This window comes from Variovorax sp. 38R (assembly GCF_014843395.1).
Lineage (GTDB): Bacteria > Pseudomonadota > Gammaproteobacteria > Burkholderiales > Burkholderiaceae_C > Variovorax > Variovorax paradoxus_H.
Window position 1 is genome coordinate 2,444,095 of sequence record NZ_CP062121.1, and the last position, 14,732, is coordinate 2,458,826.

A 14,732-nucleotide genomic window follows, 5' to 3' on the forward strand; every position below is an offset into this window, starting at 1 on the left:
GCACCGCCGCTGTCGCCCATCTGACGGGCGGCAGCGGCCCCTTGCTCTTATAAAACCGAACCCCTTCCCGGAGACGACATGTCCAAGCTGCCTTCTGTTCTCGCGAACCTCCCGCTGCCGATCATCGGCTCGCCGCTGTTCATCATCAGCAACCCCAAGCTCGTGATTGCGCAATGCAAGGCCGGCGTGGTCGGCTCGATGCCGGCGCTCAACGCACGCCCCGCGGCACAGCTCGAAGAGTGGCTGATCGAGATCACCGAAGAGCTCGCGGCCTACAACAAGGCCAACCCGGACAAGCCGGCCGCGCCGTTCGCCATCAACCAGATCGTGCACAAGAGCAACGACCGCCTGGAGCACGACATGGAGATGGTCGTGAAGTACAAGGTGCCGATCGTGATCACCTCGCTGGGCGCGCGCACCGACGTGAACGACGCGGTGCACAGCTACGGCGGCGTGACCTTGCACGACATCATCAACAACAAGTTCGCGCAGAAGGCGATCGAGAAGGGCGCCGACGGCATCATCGCCGTGGCGGCCGGTGCCGGCGGCCACGCGGGCGTGAAGAGCCCGTTCGCGCTGGTGCAGGAAATCCGCCAGTGGTTCGACGGCCCGATCGCGCTGTCGGGTTCCATCGCCTCGGGCGGCGCAGTGCTCGCGGCGCAGGCCATGGGCGCCGACTTCGCCTACATCGGCACCGCCTTCATCGCGACCGAAGAAGCGCGTGCGAGCGACGACTACAAGCAGGCCATCGTGGACGGCAACTCGGACGACATCGTCTATTCGAGCCTGTTCACCGGCGTGCACGGCAACTACCTGGCGCCCAGCATCGTCAAGGCCGGCATGGACCCGGCCAACCTGCCCGAAGGCGACGTGACGACCATGAACTTCGGCGGCGGCGACGGCAGCAAGGCCAAGGCCTGGAAAGACATCTGGGGCTCGGGCCAGGGCATCGGCGCGATCACCGAAGTGGCGAGCGCAGGCGCCTTCATCGAGAAGCTCAAGCGCGAGTACCAGGAAGCACGACAGCGATTGGCACTTTGAACAGTTCGCACGCACCGGCCGCGACCGTCGCAACAAGCGGCGTCGGAGCGGCTGTGCCCACGCGGCAGGGGCGCATGCCGTTGCTGGACGTGGTCAAGGGCTTGGCCTGTGCGTTGATCGTCGGGCACCACCTCGCGCGCTACGGCCCGATGCCGGCCGGTGCGCAGGTGCTCGCGCCCGATTTCTTCGGCTGGCTGGCGGACGACGGCCGGCTTGCGGTGCAGGTGTTCCTTGTGATCGCCGGCTTTCTTGCGACGGCGAGCCTCGCGCCCGACGGCGTGCTGCGCGTCGACCGGCCGTTCTTGCGGATCTTTCAGCGCTATGGCCGGCTGGTCATGCCGTACCTTGCGGCGCTCACGGTGTGCGTGCTGGTGGCCGAGGTGGCGCGGCCGTGGCTCGGTGACGACGTGGTGCCGGCCACGCCCAGCCTCGCGCAACTGCTGGCCCACGGCCTGCTGCTGCAGGACCTGCTGAATTACGAGTCGCTGTCGACCGGCGTCTGGTACGTGGCCATCGACTTCCAGCTGTTTGCGCTCGCGCTCGCGCTGGTCGGGTTGCCCGCCGTGCTGCGGCAGCCCACCTCGGCCGCGCGTTGGGCGCCGGTGGCGCTGGTGTTCATCGTGGCCGTGGCCTCGCTCGCGCTGTTCAACCGGCAGGCGCGGCTGGACGACACGGCGTTCTATTTCTTCGGCGCCTACGGGCTCGGCATGCTGGCGTTCTGGGTCGGCCGCGTCACGCGCGCCAGCACCTGGCACGGCGCCGTCGCGCTGTTGGCATTGGTCGGAGTGGGCGCGCTCATGATCGACTGGCGCAGTCGCATCGCCATCGCCTTGGTCACCGCGCTGCTCATCGCGGTGGCGCAACGCCGACAGTGGCTGTCGCCCGCACACTGGCCTGCAGTCGCCGTGCCGCTGCAGCAGCTGGGGCGCATTTCGTATTCGCTGTTCCTGATCCACTTCCCGGTGCTGCTCGCTGTGAATGCGCTGGTGGCGGGCCTGGGGCCGCACGACCCGTGGGTCGATCTGCTCGGCATGGTCGCGACCTTCGGCCTGTCGGTGGGCGCCGCGGTGCTGCTGTACCGGGGGGTCGAAGCCCGGCCGGCCTCGGTGCGCAGCGTATGCGCACTTTTTGCCGCATTGCTCGTCAGCGGCCTCATCGTGTCGTACTGAAGCGCGCCGCGCCCGCTCGGGCGCGGACCTTTTTCTCCCCGATTCTTTGCAAATCTGTTGCCTCGGGGCTTCCGAGCGGGCAGTCTCCGTGTTTCGTCACCTATGTGTATGATTGTGAATATTTCAGTAAATACTGAAAATACACAAACTCAAGGAATGACAGAACAAACGCCGCCACGATCGCCGCTGAAGGCTTTCACTTCGCCCGACATCGGCAGCGTGGTGCAAGGCGCCGCCGCGCTTGCGTGGTTGCCGCAGGCGGCGTTGCTGGCGATGGCGGTCCAGGGCCTGGCAAGCGGGGAGGGCATGGCGGCCGTGCTGTGGCCGGCGGTGGGCATCTTGTTGTGGGGCCTGTTGCGCGCGGGCTGCGAAGCCTGGGGCGTGCGCCGCACCTTCGGGCGCGCGCGGGCGCAACTGACCACCTTGCGCGCGCAGACCGCGTCGGCATTGGCGGCCGGCTCGCCGCTCGACCGCGAACGCGCGCCCTCCGGCCTTGCGGCCAGCGTGCTCGCCGAACAGGCCGAGGCGCTGGTGCCGTACCTCGTGCGCTACCAGCCTGCGCGCTGGCGTGCGACGGTGGTGCCGCTCTTCCTTCTTGCGGCAGTGGCCTGGTTCTCGTGGGCCGCGGCGCTGGTGCTGCTGGTGGCGGCGCCGTTGATCCCGATCTTCATGGCCATCGTCGGCTGGCGTGCCAAGGCGGCCAGCGAGGCGCAGATGGTCGAGATGGGCGGCATGAACGCCTTCCTGCTCGACCGCCTGCGCGGCCTGGCCACGCTGCGCGCGCTCGACGCAGTCGATGCCACGGCCGACCGGCTCGGCGCCTCCGCGCAGTCGCTGCGCCAGCGCACGATGGCTGTGTTGCGCATCGCGTTCCTGTCGTCCGCGGTGCTGGAACTGTTCTCGGCGCTGGGTGTGGCGCTGGTGGCGGTCTACATCGGTTTTCATCTGCTGGGCTCGCTCGGCTTCGGCGCGTGGGGCCAGCAGCTCAGTTTGGGCGAAGGCCTGTTCGTGCTGTTGCTGGCGCCGGCGTTCTTCGAGCCCTTGCGCGAGCTGTCGGCGGTGTGGCACGACCGCGCGGCGGGCGAAGCGGCGTTGAAGGCGCTCGACGACCTGCAACGCGGCGCACTGCCGTTGCCCGGCGCGGGCGTCGCGGTCACGCGCGCAGCCACCGGCGCCGCCGGTGCGGGCGCCGCGCCTGCGGTGACGGTCCACGCGCTGCATTTCTCCTGGCCCGGCGAGTCGACAGCGCTCTTCGACGGCTACGAGCTGCGCATCGGCGCCGGCGAGCACATCGCGCTGACCGGCCCCAGCGGATCAGGCAAGACCGCGCTGCTCTCACTGCTCGCGGGACTGATGCCGGCCACGCATGGCGAGATCGCCATCGGCGGCGTGCCGCTCACCGAGCACACGGCCGCCGCGCTGCGCCAGCGCACGGCGTGGATGGGGCAGAAGCCGCACGTCTTCGCCGGCTCGGTCGAAGCCAACGTCGCGCTGGGCCGTGCCGACATCGGCGCGCCCGAGGTGGCCGAGGCGATGCGTTTCGCGGCGCTTGATGACGTGGCGCAGGCCCATCCCGGCACCGCCTTGGGCGAGGGCGGCAGCGGCCTGTCGGGCGGCGAGGCCGTGCGGCTGGCGCTGGCGCGCGTCGCGGTGCATCCGCACGCTGACCTGATCCTGGCCGACGAACCCACGGCCCACCTCGACACCGCCACCGCCGCGCGCGTGGCCGACGCGCTGGTGACGCTCGCACGCGGCCGGACATTGATCGTCTCGACCCACGACCCGGTGCTGGCCGCGCGCATGGACCGCAGCGTGAGCCTCGGCCCGCAACCGCGGGTGGAGAAGGCTGCATGAGCAGCCACGCGACCCGTTCGCCTCGCTGGCGCGACCTGCGCCTCGTGCTGCGCCCCTTCCTCGCGACGCAGCCGCGTGCGCTGCTGCTAGGCTGCCTTCTCGCCGCTGTCACTGTGCTCGCAGGCATGGCGCTGCTGGGCCTGTCGGGTTGGTTCATCACCGCAACCGCGCTCGCCGGCCTGCACGCGGCCACGGCTTTCACTTTCGATGTCTTCATGCCGTCGGCCGGCATCCGGCTGCTCGCCCTCGGGCGCACGGGCTCGCGCTACGGCGAGCGGCTCGTCACGCACGACGCCACTTTCGCCGTGCTCGCCGAATTGCGCGTGCGGCTGTTCCGCGGCTGGGCCCGCCCCGAGGCCGCGCGCGACCTGCTGATGCGGCCGGCGCGGCTGTTGTTCCGCCTCACGTCCGACATCGACGCGCTCGAGTCGCTCTACCTGCGCCTGTTCGTGCCCGCCGCTGCGGCGTTGGGCGCCGCGCTGCTGGCGGGCATCGTGCTCGGCTTCATGCATGTGGGGATGGGCGTGGCGATCGCGCTCTGGCTCTGCGCCATCGGCTGGGGGCTGGCGTGCCTCATCGCGCGACGTGCGCGGCAGCCGGCGCGGCAACGCGCGCATGCCGTGGAGGCGCTGCGCGCGCGGGCCGTCGATCTGGTCGCGGGCCAGGCCGACCTCGCAATGGCCGGCCGGCTCGACGCCCAGCGCGCCGCGCTGATGAATGCCGACACGCACCTCGCGCAGGCCGACCTCGCACTGAACAAGCTCGAAGCTGCGGCCGGCTTCGCCTACGGCAGCGCCGGCACCCTGACGTTGGTCGGTGTGCTGCTGGCCGTGGGCGCGCTGGTGAGCGAAGGCGTGATCGGCGCACCCGGCGCAGCGCTTGCCTTGCTGATCGCACTGACCGCCACCGAACCGTTCGCGGCGCTGCGGCGTGGCGCGCTCGACGCAGGTCGCACGTGGCTGGCGGTGCGTCGGTTGGCACCGCGCCTGGACCCCGCAGTGGAGGAGGGCGCGCGCCCATGCCGCACCGAGCAAACCGCAGCGGTGCAGGTCGACCAGCTCACCGTCATCCACCCCGGCAGCCTGGTCGAAGTGCTCAGCGGCGTGTCGCTGCATCTGAATGCCGGCGAGCGCGTCGCACTGATCGGCGCCAGTGGTGCGGGCAAGTCCACGCTGCTCTGCGTGATCGCCGGCGACCTCACACCGCGCGCTGGCCATGTGCAAGCGCAACTGGCCTGTCTGCTGACCCAGCGCACCGAACTCTTCCAGGACAGCCTGCGCGACAACCTGCGCCTCGCTGATCCGCAAGCCAGCGACGAGCGCCTCTGGACCGTGCTGCACGCCGCCGGCCTCGACGCCGACGTGCGCGCGCTGACCACCGGGCTCGACACGCGACTGGGCGAAGGCGGCCTCGGCCTCTCGGGCGGCCAGTCGCGCCGGCTCGCGCTCGCGCGGCTGCTGCTGCGGCCCGTGCCGCTGTGGCTGCTCGACGAACCCACTGAAGCGCTCGACGCCGCCACCGCGCACGACGTGCTGCAGCGCCTGGCGCAGCAGGTCGGCCCGCGCACGCTGCTGATCGCCACGCACCTGCGCCGCGAAGCCGCGCTGGCCGACCGCCTCGTGTGCATGGCGCAGGGCCGCATCGTGGCCGACCTGCGCCGTGGCACCGATGCCTTCGAGGTCGCACTGCGCGGCCTGCGTCCTGATTGATGAATTGACCGACCGAGCAACGAACGAACAGAACACACAAAAGGAAGCCCCCCATGGACCTTGACATCGTCGCGCTCTCGCGCCTGCAGTTCGCCGTGACGGCGCTGTACCACTTCCTGTTCGTGCCATTGACGCTCGGACTGTCGATCATCCTGGCCATCATGGAGACGGTCTACGTGATGGCCGGGCGCGTCATCTGGCGCGACATGACCAAGTTCTGGGGCGTGCTGTTCGGCATCAACTTCGCGATGGGCGTGGCCACGGGCATCGTGATGGAGTTCCAGTTCGGCATGAACTGGAGCTACTACAGCCACTACGTCGGCGACATCTTCGGTGCGCCGCTGGCCATCGAAGGGCTCATGGCCTTCTTCATGGAAGCGACCTTCGTGGGCCTGTTCTTCTTCGGCTGGGACAAGCTCTCCAAGGTGGGCCACCTCACGGCAACGTGGGCCGTGGCCATCGGCTCCAACTTCTCGGCGCTGTGGATTCTCATTGCCAACGGCTGGATGCAGAACCCCGTGGGCGCGGCCTTCAACCCGGCGACCATGCGCATGGAAGTGACCGACTTCGCCGCAGTGCTGACCAACCCCGTCGCGCAGGCCAAGTTCGTGCACACCGTGTCGGCCGGTTATGTGTGCGCCGCGGTGTTCGTGCTCGGCGTGTCGGCGTGGTACCTGCTCAAGGGCCGGCATATCGAACTGGCGAAGCGCTCGATGACCGTGGCGGCATCGTTCGGTCTGGCCGCCGCGCTGTCGGTGGCGGTGCTCGGCGACGAGAGCGGCTACCTCTCGGGCGAACACCAGAAGATGAAGCTGGCCGCCATCGAAGGCATGTGGGAAACGCAACCCGCGCCCGCCGCCTTCACCGTGATCGGCTTCCCCGACCAGAAGGCGCGCGAGACGCACTACGCCATTCACATCCCGGCGGTGATGGGCCTCATCGGCACGCGCTCGCTCAACACCGTGATGCCCGGCATCGACGAGCTCGTGAAGCGCGCCGAGGCCCGCATCCGCGAGGGCCTGAAGGCCTACGACGCGCTGCAGAAGATCCGCGAGGCCGGCGGCGCCGACAAGGTGACGCAGGGCGTGCGCGGCGACTTTGAAGAGAACGGCATCAACATGGGCTACGCGCTGCTGCTCAAGCGCTACGTGGACGACCCGCGCCAGGCCACCGACGAGCAGATCGCCAAGGCCGCGTGGGACACCGTGCCGCAGGTGGCGCCGCTGTTCTGGCTGTTCCGCGTGATGGTGGGCATCGGCATGTTGCTGATCCTGCTGACCGGCACCTTCTTCGTGCTGTCGGCGCGCCGCGCGCTCGACCGCCATCGCTGGCTGCTCAAGGTCGCGGTGTGGGCGATTCCGTTGCCGTGGATCGCCATTGAATCCGGCTGGCTGGTGGCCGAGTACGGCCGGCAGCCCTGGGTGATCGAAGGCGTGCTGCCGACCGCAGTGGCCGTGTCGAACCTGGGCGTGACGACCTTGCTGATCACGCTCGCGGGCTTCATCGCGATCTACACCACGCTGCTCATCATCGAGATGAAGCTGATGCTCAAGGCCATCCGCAAGGGCCCCGAGGTCGAGCATGCGCCGACCGAAGGCGACACCCGCTCGCACATTCCGCCGGCGCGTGCCGCCGTGTCTTCCTCTTCTGCCTCGACCGGGAGCGCCGCATGATCCTCCACACACTCCTCGACTACGACACCCTGCGCTTCATCTGGTGGCTGCTCATCGGCGTGCTGCTGGTCGGCTTCGCCGTGACCGACGGCTTCGACCTGGGCGCGGGCATGCTGCTGCCGTTTGCGGCGCGCAACGACATCGAGCGCCGCGTGGTCATCAACAGCGTGGGCCCGGTGTGGGAGGGCAACCAGGTCTGGCTGATCCTGGGCGGCGGCGCCGTCTTTGCGGCGTGGCCGCAGCTGTACGCCGTGTCGTTCTCGGGCTTCTACCTGGCGATGTTCGTGATCCTGTCGGCGCTCATCTTGCGGCCCGTGGCCTTCAAGTTCCGCAGCAAGCGCGAGTCGCCGCAGTGGCGCGCGCGCTGGGACGGCGTGCTGTTCTTCAGCGGCTTCGTGCCCGCGCTGATCAGCGGCGTGGCCGTGGGCAACGTGCTGCAGGGCGTGCCGTTCCGCTTCGGCACCGACATGCACATCTTCTACGACGGCGGTTTCTTCGGCCTGCTGAACCCCTTCGCCATCCTCTGCGGACTGGTGTCGGTGGCGATGCTGGTGATGCACGGCGCGGCGTGGCTGCTGCTCAAGACCGAAGGCCCAGTGGCCGAACGCGCGCGCAGCTACGGCATGGTCGCGGCCGTGCTCACGCTCGTGTTCTACGCGCTGGCCGGCGTGTGGCTGGCGATGGGCATCGGGGGCTTTCGCATCAGCAGCGTGGTCGACACGGTGGGTCCGTCGAACCCGATGCTGAAGACCGTCGAGCTGCATGCGGGCGCCTGGATGGGCAACTACGCGGCGCACCCCTGGACCATTGCCGCACCGGCAGCAGGCTTCGTGGGCACGCTGGGCGCACTGCTCGGGCTGGTGCTGCGCCGGCCGGTGCTGGCGCTGCTCACGGCGGCGCTGGGCATCGCCGGCATCATCCTCAGCGTGGGCGCGTCGATGTTCCCGTTCATCCTGCCCTCGTCGATCGACCCCCGCGCCAGCCTCACGGTGTGGGATTCGTCGTCGAGCCACCTGACGCTGTTCATCATGCTGGTGGTCACGGTCTTCTTCATTCCGATCATCATTGCCTACACCACCTGGGTCTACCACGTGCTGTGGGGCAAGGTCGACGAGCAAGCCATCCGCGACGACAGCGGACACGCCTACTGAAACGGGAAGGAAAAAGAGATGTGGTACTTCGCCTGGATACTCGGCCTGCCGCTGGCAGCCGCCTTCGCCGTGCTCAACGCCATGTGGTACGAACTCATGGACGACGAGGCCATCCGCAAGGAAAAGCTCGGCCTGCCGGAAGCCCCGCAGGGGCAAGAGCGGCTGTGAGGGCGTAGCGTCCTCTTTGCCTCGCGGTGCGGCTCAGTCTTCGCCCGCGGGGCCCTTGCTCTTCTTTGACGCACCGCCCGTGAGGCGATCTTTCAGCGTCAGCACCTTCGTCACCGTCGCGCCCATGCCCATGAGCTGCATCGCAGTCTCGGGCGCCAGGCGCTGCACGTCGTCGAACCATTTCATCAGTCGGTCGATCAGGTCGTGCATCTCGCGCATGCGGGCCTGCGCGTGGCGCTCGGCGTCGCTCGTGGGCGATTCGAGCAGAGCGTTGCGCAGCATCGAGAGCGTGGGCTCGATCTCGCGCCGGCGGCGTTCCTCGGCCAGCACGCGGAAGATTTCCCACACGTCCTTCGGCGCTTCGAAGTACTCGCGGCGGTCGCCCGCGTGGTGGCGCAGGTGCACGAGGCGCCAGGCCTGCAGCTCCTTCAGGCCCATGCTCACGTTGGAGCGCGAGAACTCCAGCAACTCGGCGATCTCGTCGGCATTGAGCGCGCGCTCCGACAAAAAGATCAGCGCATAGATCTGCCCGACGGTGCGGTTGATGCCCCACTTGCTGCCCATCTCGCCGAAGTGGGCGACGAACTGGCGGTTGAGGGGGGGGAGTTCGGGTGCGGAAGCCATGCGGCGGATTGTCGCGCCGGATTGCTGGACGTTCGGAAGTTTCCGAAAACCCAGCAAGGCGGTGGGGTGCATGAATAACCAGTTCTGGTGATAGGTAGGAAACAATTTATTTACAAAAATAAACGTTTCCTGACGATTTGCCCATTTTTGGTGCGGTCGGCCTCTCTTTTCAAGGTTTTTCTCCCCATGAACAAAGCACATCGCAGCCTCTGGAACTCGTCGTTGGGGGCCTGGGTGGCTGTTTCCGAACTCACGCGCGCACGCGGCAAGCTCGCGGGCAGCGTTGTGCTGGCGGCGGCGGGACTGCTGGCCGGGGTGGGCGCCGCAGCCGCAGCGCCTGACATCGTGCTCAACACGTCCGACAGGGGGTGGCAGAGCGATGTCGACCCTCATCTGGTGGGGAACTACAACTACGCCACGGGCTCGGATTGCCCTTCTGCCTGCAAAAATTACCGGTCGTACTTTGTCTTCAACGTACCGAACCTGTCTCTGGCGCCGGACCAGGTGATCACTGCGGCGTTTCAGTTCAATGCCTTCAGCCTGGGTGGCATACCGGCCACAGGCACGGTGCTGCGATTCCATCGGTACACGGGCGACATTCCAGGGCTCTCCTCTCCCGGCGTCGACCTCGCGAGGTTCGACGAACTGGGAAACGGCCTCACCATCGGCCAGGCCGAGGTGTCGCCGTCGACGCCGAATTCCAGCACGCTGACCGTGGCGCTCAATGACGCAGGCTTGGCCGCCATCCTGGCGGGGCAAGGCGGCCAAGTCGCCTGGGGCGGAAGCCTGGCGAGCGCGCTCGGGGGCTACACGTCGTACGTGGCTGGGTACTCGAGTGGCCTCCCGTCTGATGGCAACACGACCCTGCGCCTGACGCCGGTAACCTTGGCTGCCGGCACCTACCACTGGGACCTGGAAGGCACATCGGCTGGCGCGGGCGGCAGCGCGCCATCGGGCGTGTGGGGCCGTACGAACGCGCAACGCTTCTGGAACGTCGACGCGGGCGGAATGGGCCCGACCGTGGCGTGGATCGACGGCTCGAGCGCCGTGTTCGCGGCGGGCAGCGATGCCACTGGCAGCTACACCGTGACCTTGGGCGACAACGTCACCGTTGCCGGTGTCACTTACCGCGGTGGTGCGAGCGGCAGCCAGCTGACCCTCGCGCCTGGCGCGGGCTACAAGATCGGCCTGGGTGCTGGCAACAACGTGTTCGACGCCCAGGCCGCCACGCTGGCGGTGCGCGCGGAAATCACGGGTGGAGGAACCCTGGTCAAGGAGGGCGCGGGCACGCTGAGCCTTGAGGTTGCCAATACCTACACCGGTGGCACGACCCTCAACGCCGGCACCCTGGAGATCCGCGACAGCGGCAGCATCGTCGGCAACATCGCCAACAACGCCGCGCTGGTGTTCAACCGCAGCACCGACACCACCTTCGCCGGCAACATCAGCGGCACCGGCAGCCTGCTGCAGAAGGGCGCGCGCAAGCTGACCCTGACCGGTGACAACACCTTCACGGGCACCACCACCGTCGTGGCCGGCAACATCCTGCAGATCGGCGCGGGCGGCACCACCGGCAGCATCACGGGGAACATCAGCAACGAGGGCGACCTGGTCTTCGACCGCACGGGCGAGCTGAGCTACGCGGGCGTCATCGGCGGCTCCGGCACCCTGTCCAAGAGCGGCACGGGCGTGCTGGAACTGACGGGCGCCAGCACCTACACCGGCGCGACCGAGGTCAACGCCGGCACGCTGCGCGTGAACAACACCATCGGCAGCGCCACGGGCACGAGCACGGTGCAGGTCAAGAACGGCGCCACGCTCAGCGGCGGCGGCACCATCTCGGGCCAGGTCACCATCGCCAACGGCGCGACGCTGGCACCGGGCAGCAACCTCGGCACGCTGACCACGGGCATGCTGCGCTTCGACCCGGGCGCCTTCCTAAGCTACGAACTGGGCCAAGCCGGCACGGTGGGCGGCCCGCTCAACGACCTCGTGAAGGTCAACGGCGGCCTCGTACTCGACGGCACGCTCAACGTGGCGGAGGCACCCGGCGGCGCCTTCGGGCCCGGCCTGTACCGCCTGATCAGCTACACCGGGTCGCTGATCGACAACGGCCTGAACCTCGGCACAGCGCCCGCGGGCACCGCGGCCGGTGACCTGCACGTGCAGTCGTCGGTGCGCGGCGAGATCAACCTGATCAACAGCAAGGGCGTCTCGCTCGGTTTCTGGGACGGCGCGGGCGGCGACCCTTCCACCTACAACGACGGCACGATCAGCGGCGGCTCCGGCACCTGGCGCATCGGCAACTCCACCCTCAACGATCCGTCCGACAGCTGGACCGGCGCCAACGGCAAGACCAACGCCGGCTGGAAGCAGAACCAGTTCGCGCTGTTTGGCGGCACGGCCGGCACGGTCACCGTGGACAACACCGGCGGCGCCATCAGCATCGACGGCGCGCAGTTCTCCACCAGCGGCTATGTCGTCACCGGCGACGCGCTGACGCTGGGCAACGCCAACACGGTCATCAAGGTCGGCGACGGCACGGCCTCGGGGGCGCAGATGAGCGCGACCATCGCGTCGGTGCTCAGCGGCGCGGGCGGCCTCACGAAGGACGACCTGGGCACGCTGATCCTCAAGGGCGCCAACACCTACATGGGCGGGACGCTCGTGCGCGCGGGCACGCTGCAAGGCGACACCACCAGCCTTCGAGGCCCCATCGTCAACAACGCCCAGGTGGCCTTCGACCAGGTGGCCAGCGGCAGCTTCGCGGGCACGATGAGCGGCTCGGGCAGCCTGCGCAAGATTGGTGGCGGCGAGCTGCTGCTCACTGCGGCCAACACCTACAAGGGCGGCACGCAGGTCGACGGCGGCAGCTTGAACGTGGGTGTGACAGGCGCGGTGGGTACCGGCCCGGTGGACGTGAACAGTGGCGCGGCCCTGATCTTCAGCGGCAGTGCGGACGCGGAAAACCTGAAGATCACGGCAGGCGCCACCCAGCCGGGCAATGGCGGCTTCGTCCAGTTCCAGGACAACGCCTCGGCTGGCCACGCGACCTTGGTTGCGCAGGCCGGCGGCTCGATCGACTTCCGTGGCAACGCGACGGCCGGCAACGCCACCATCGAGAACCGCGGTGGCGAGGTCATGGTCTGGTTCGATGCCAACGCGGGCAAGGCCCACATCACCAACTTCGCTGGCGGCACGACCAACCTCTGGGACGACGCCTCGGCCGGACAAGCGACGATCGTCAATGAGCGCGATGGCGTGCTGGACATTCGCGACAACGCGACGGCCGCGCAGGCGAGCGTGGTGAACAAGGCCGGTGGCACGGTCTTCCTGTCCAAGCTCGGCACACCCGGCATCACCATCGGTTCGCTCGAAGGCGCCGGCCGCGTGCTGCTCGGCGCGAAGGCGCTGACCACGGGCGCTCTCAACACCGACACCGAAGTCTCGGGCGTGATCTCCGGCGTCGGCGGCTCGCTGATCAAAGTGGGCACGGGTGCGCTAACACTCTCAGGCGCGAACACGCACACCGGCGGCACGGCGCTGCGCCAGGGCCGGCTGAACGTGGGCCACAGCCAGGCGCTGGGCACCGGCACGCTGTCGATGGACGATGACACCACGCTGGGCTTCAGCGCGAACGGCCTCACGATTGCCAACACCATCAAGCTGACGGGCAACAACGATCCGGTCATCGACACCGGCGCGTTCAACGGCACGCTGAGCGGTGCGATCAGCGGTGGTGGCTTCATCACCAAGCAGGGCGCCGGCACGCTGACTCTCTCCGGCGCGAACACCTACACCGGTGCGACGAACGTGGCGCAGGGCACGTTGAAGGCCGGCGCGGTGAACACGCTGAGCGCCGCCTCGGCACACAGCGTGGCCACCGGTGCCACGCTCGACCTCGCGGGCTTCAACCAGACCGTGGCGTCAATGACGAACAGCGGTACCGTGTCGCTGGCAGGCGCGACCGCAGGCACGACGCTCACGGTCAAGGGCGCCTACGTCGGCAACAACGGCGTGCTCAAGCTGAGCACGACACTCAACGGCACCGGCCCTTCCGACCGCCTCGTGCTCGACGGCCCCGCCGCGATCGCCAGCGGTAAGACCCAAGTGCAGATCAGCAACCTCGGCGGCCTGGGCGCACTCACGAGCGGCAACGGCATCGAGGTCATCACCGCACAGAACGGTGCGACCACCACCGCGCAGACCACGAAGGACGCTTTCTCGCTGGCCGGCGGCCATGTCGATGCAGGCGCCTACGAGTACCGCCTGCACGCCGCCGATGCGAAGGGCGCAGGCGAGAACTGGTACCTGCGCTCCACCACCGACACGGCGGCGCCGGGCCAGCCGGTGGGCCTGCCGGTGGTCACTTACCGCCCGGAAGCTGCGCTGTACGCCGCACTGCCGAGCCAGTTGCGCCAGGGCAATCTCGCGATGCTGGGCGACGTGCGCAAGCGCGTGGGCGATGACGATGTGAAGGACGCCGCGAGCACACCGACCGGTACAGAGCGCCGCGCCTGGGCCCGCGTGCTCTCCACCGACATCGACATCCAGCAGGGCGGCACCGTCTCGCCCACCAGCAAGGGCCGCCTGACCGGCTTCCAGGCCGGCACCGACCTGCTCGCCACACCGAACTGGCGCGCCGGCCTGTACGTCGGCCAGCTCGACGGCGACGCGCGCGTGAACGGCTTTGCCAGCGGCATCCGCAACCTCGCCGTGGGCCGCAACGACCTGCGCAGCCAGTACGTCGGCGTGTACGGCACCTACACCGCGGACAGCGGCTTCTACGCCGATGCCGTCGTGCAGTCGGGCCGCCACCGCTACACGGTCGAGCCGATGCTCAGTGCGGGCGTGGGCGGCAAGGGCCACAGCCTGCTGGGCTCGATCGAAGTGGGGCAGTCCTTCGCGATCGGCGGCAGTGGCTGGCGCATCGAGCCGCAGCTGCAGCTGATCCATCACCACATGGACCTGGGCAACGCGGTCATCGCCGGCGCCATCGCGCAGCCGCAAGCCGACAGCGGCTGGATCGCCCGCGCAGGCGTGCGAGTCAAGGGCCAGATCGACACCGGCCTGGGCGTGTTGCAGCCCTACGGCCGCTTCAATGTCTACAAGACATCGAGCGGCACCGACATCGCACGCTTCGTGAACGGCGCGACCACGACCGACATCACAGCACCCATCGGCGGCACCAGCACCGAACTCGCAGGCGGCTTCACGCTGGCGTTGAGCCAGACGACGAGCCTGTACGGTGAAGTCGGCAAGCTGTGGTCGTCGGGCGGCGATGCCAAGGTGAAGAGCTCGATCAACGGCTCGCTCGGCGTGCGGGTCAAGTGGTAGGCGGGT

The 14,732-nt window shown here is 68.6% G+C and carries 9 protein-coding genes; 8 read left to right on the forward strand and 1 reads right to left on the reverse strand.

Going from position 1 to position 14,732, the window contains the following annotated elements:
- Positions 1-78: 78 nt before the first annotated feature.
- The 7 genes from IG196_RS11055 to cydX all read left to right on the forward strand — a co-directional run bounded on the left by IG196_RS11055 (position 79) and on the right by cydX (position 8,765).
- Positions 79-1,041 (forward strand): NAD(P)H-dependent flavin oxidoreductase, encoded by a 963-nt coding sequence (locus tag IG196_RS11055; RefSeq protein ID WP_192196181.1) that lies wholly within the window; start codon positions 79-81, stop codon positions 1,039-1,041.
- A 74-nt stretch (positions 1,042-1,115) separates the two neighbouring features.
- Complete coding sequence (locus IG196_RS11060) at positions 1,116-2,210, forward strand: acyltransferase family protein (RefSeq protein ID WP_192196182.1); 1,095 nt, start codon at positions 1,116-1,118, stop codon at positions 2,208-2,210.
- 156 nt (positions 2,211-2,366) lie between these two features.
- Positions 2,367-4,064: a thiol reductant ABC exporter subunit CydD gene (gene cydD, locus IG196_RS11065; protein ID WP_192196183.1), complete on the forward strand. Its 1,698-nt coding sequence runs from the start codon at positions 2,367-2,369 to the stop codon at positions 4,062-4,064.
- On the forward strand, positions 4,061-5,773 hold the full coding sequence (gene cydC, locus IG196_RS11070) for a thiol reductant ABC exporter subunit CydC (protein WP_192196184.1): 1,713 nt from the start codon (positions 4,061-4,063) through the stop codon (positions 5,771-5,773). Before cydD ends, cydC begins: the two co-directional genes overlap by 4 nt.
- A 53-nt stretch (positions 5,774-5,826) precedes the next feature.
- Entirely contained in the window at positions 5,827-7,446 is a 1,620-nt protein-coding gene (locus IG196_RS11075) for a cytochrome ubiquinol oxidase subunit I (protein WP_192196185.1), read from the forward strand.
- On the forward strand, positions 7,443-8,597 hold the full coding sequence (gene cydB / locus IG196_RS11080; protein ID WP_192196186.1) for a cytochrome d ubiquinol oxidase subunit II: 1,155 nt from the start codon (positions 7,443-7,445) through the stop codon (positions 8,595-8,597). Before IG196_RS11075 ends, cydB begins: the two co-directional genes overlap by 4 nt.
- Positions 8,598-8,615: 18 nt before the next feature.
- Positions 8,616-8,765, forward strand: coding sequence for a cytochrome bd-I oxidase subunit CydX (gene cydX, locus IG196_RS11085; RefSeq protein ID WP_192196187.1), 150 nt, complete (start codon positions 8,616-8,618; stop codon positions 8,763-8,765).
- 33 nt (positions 8,766-8,798) lie between these two features.
- Here cydX and IG196_RS11090 read toward each other — a convergent pair whose 3' ends face one another.
- A complete protein-coding gene (locus IG196_RS11090) occupies positions 8,799-9,389 on the reverse strand; it encodes a GbsR/MarR family transcriptional regulator (protein WP_099796376.1) in 591 nt (196 codons plus the stop codon).
- Positions 9,390-9,575: 186 nt separating this feature from the next.
- On the opposite strand from IG196_RS11090, the gene IG196_RS11095 reads away from it, so the two are divergent.
- Positions 9,576-14,726, forward strand: a complete 5,151-nt coding sequence (locus IG196_RS11095; RefSeq protein WP_192196188.1) for an autotransporter outer membrane beta-barrel domain-containing protein — start codon at positions 9,576-9,578, stop codon at positions 14,724-14,726.
- The last annotated feature ends 6 nt before the right edge of the window (positions 14,727-14,732 follow it).

Coding starts and splice junctions, on each gene's coding strand:
- IG196_RS11055 (WP_192196181.1), top strand. CDS start 79: ATGTCCAAGCTGCCTTCTGTTCTCGCGAACCTCCCGCTGCCGATCATC.
- IG196_RS11060 (WP_192196182.1), top strand. CDS start 1,116: ATGCCGTTGCTGGACGTGGTCAAGGGCTTGGCCTGTGCGTTGATCGTC.
- cydD (WP_192196183.1), top strand. CDS start 2,367: ATGACAGAACAAACGCCGCCACGATCGCCGCTGAAGGCTTTCACTTCG.
- cydC (WP_192196184.1), top strand. CDS start 4,061: ATGAGCAGCCACGCGACCCGTTCGCCTCGCTGGCGCGACCTGCGCCTC.
- IG196_RS11075 (WP_192196185.1), top strand. CDS start 5,827: ATGGACCTTGACATCGTCGCGCTCTCGCGCCTGCAGTTCGCCGTGACG.
- cydB (WP_192196186.1), top strand. CDS start 7,443: ATGATCCTCCACACACTCCTCGACTACGACACCCTGCGCTTCATCTGG.
- cydX (WP_192196187.1), top strand. CDS start 8,616: ATGTGGTACTTCGCCTGGATACTCGGCCTGCCGCTGGCAGCCGCCTTC.
- IG196_RS11090 (WP_099796376.1), bottom strand. CDS start 9,389: ATGGCTTCCGCACCCGAACTCCCCCCCCTCAACCGCCAGTTCGTCGCC.
- IG196_RS11095 (WP_192196188.1), top strand. CDS start 9,576: ATGAACAAAGCACATCGCAGCCTCTGGAACTCGTCGTTGGGGGCCTGG.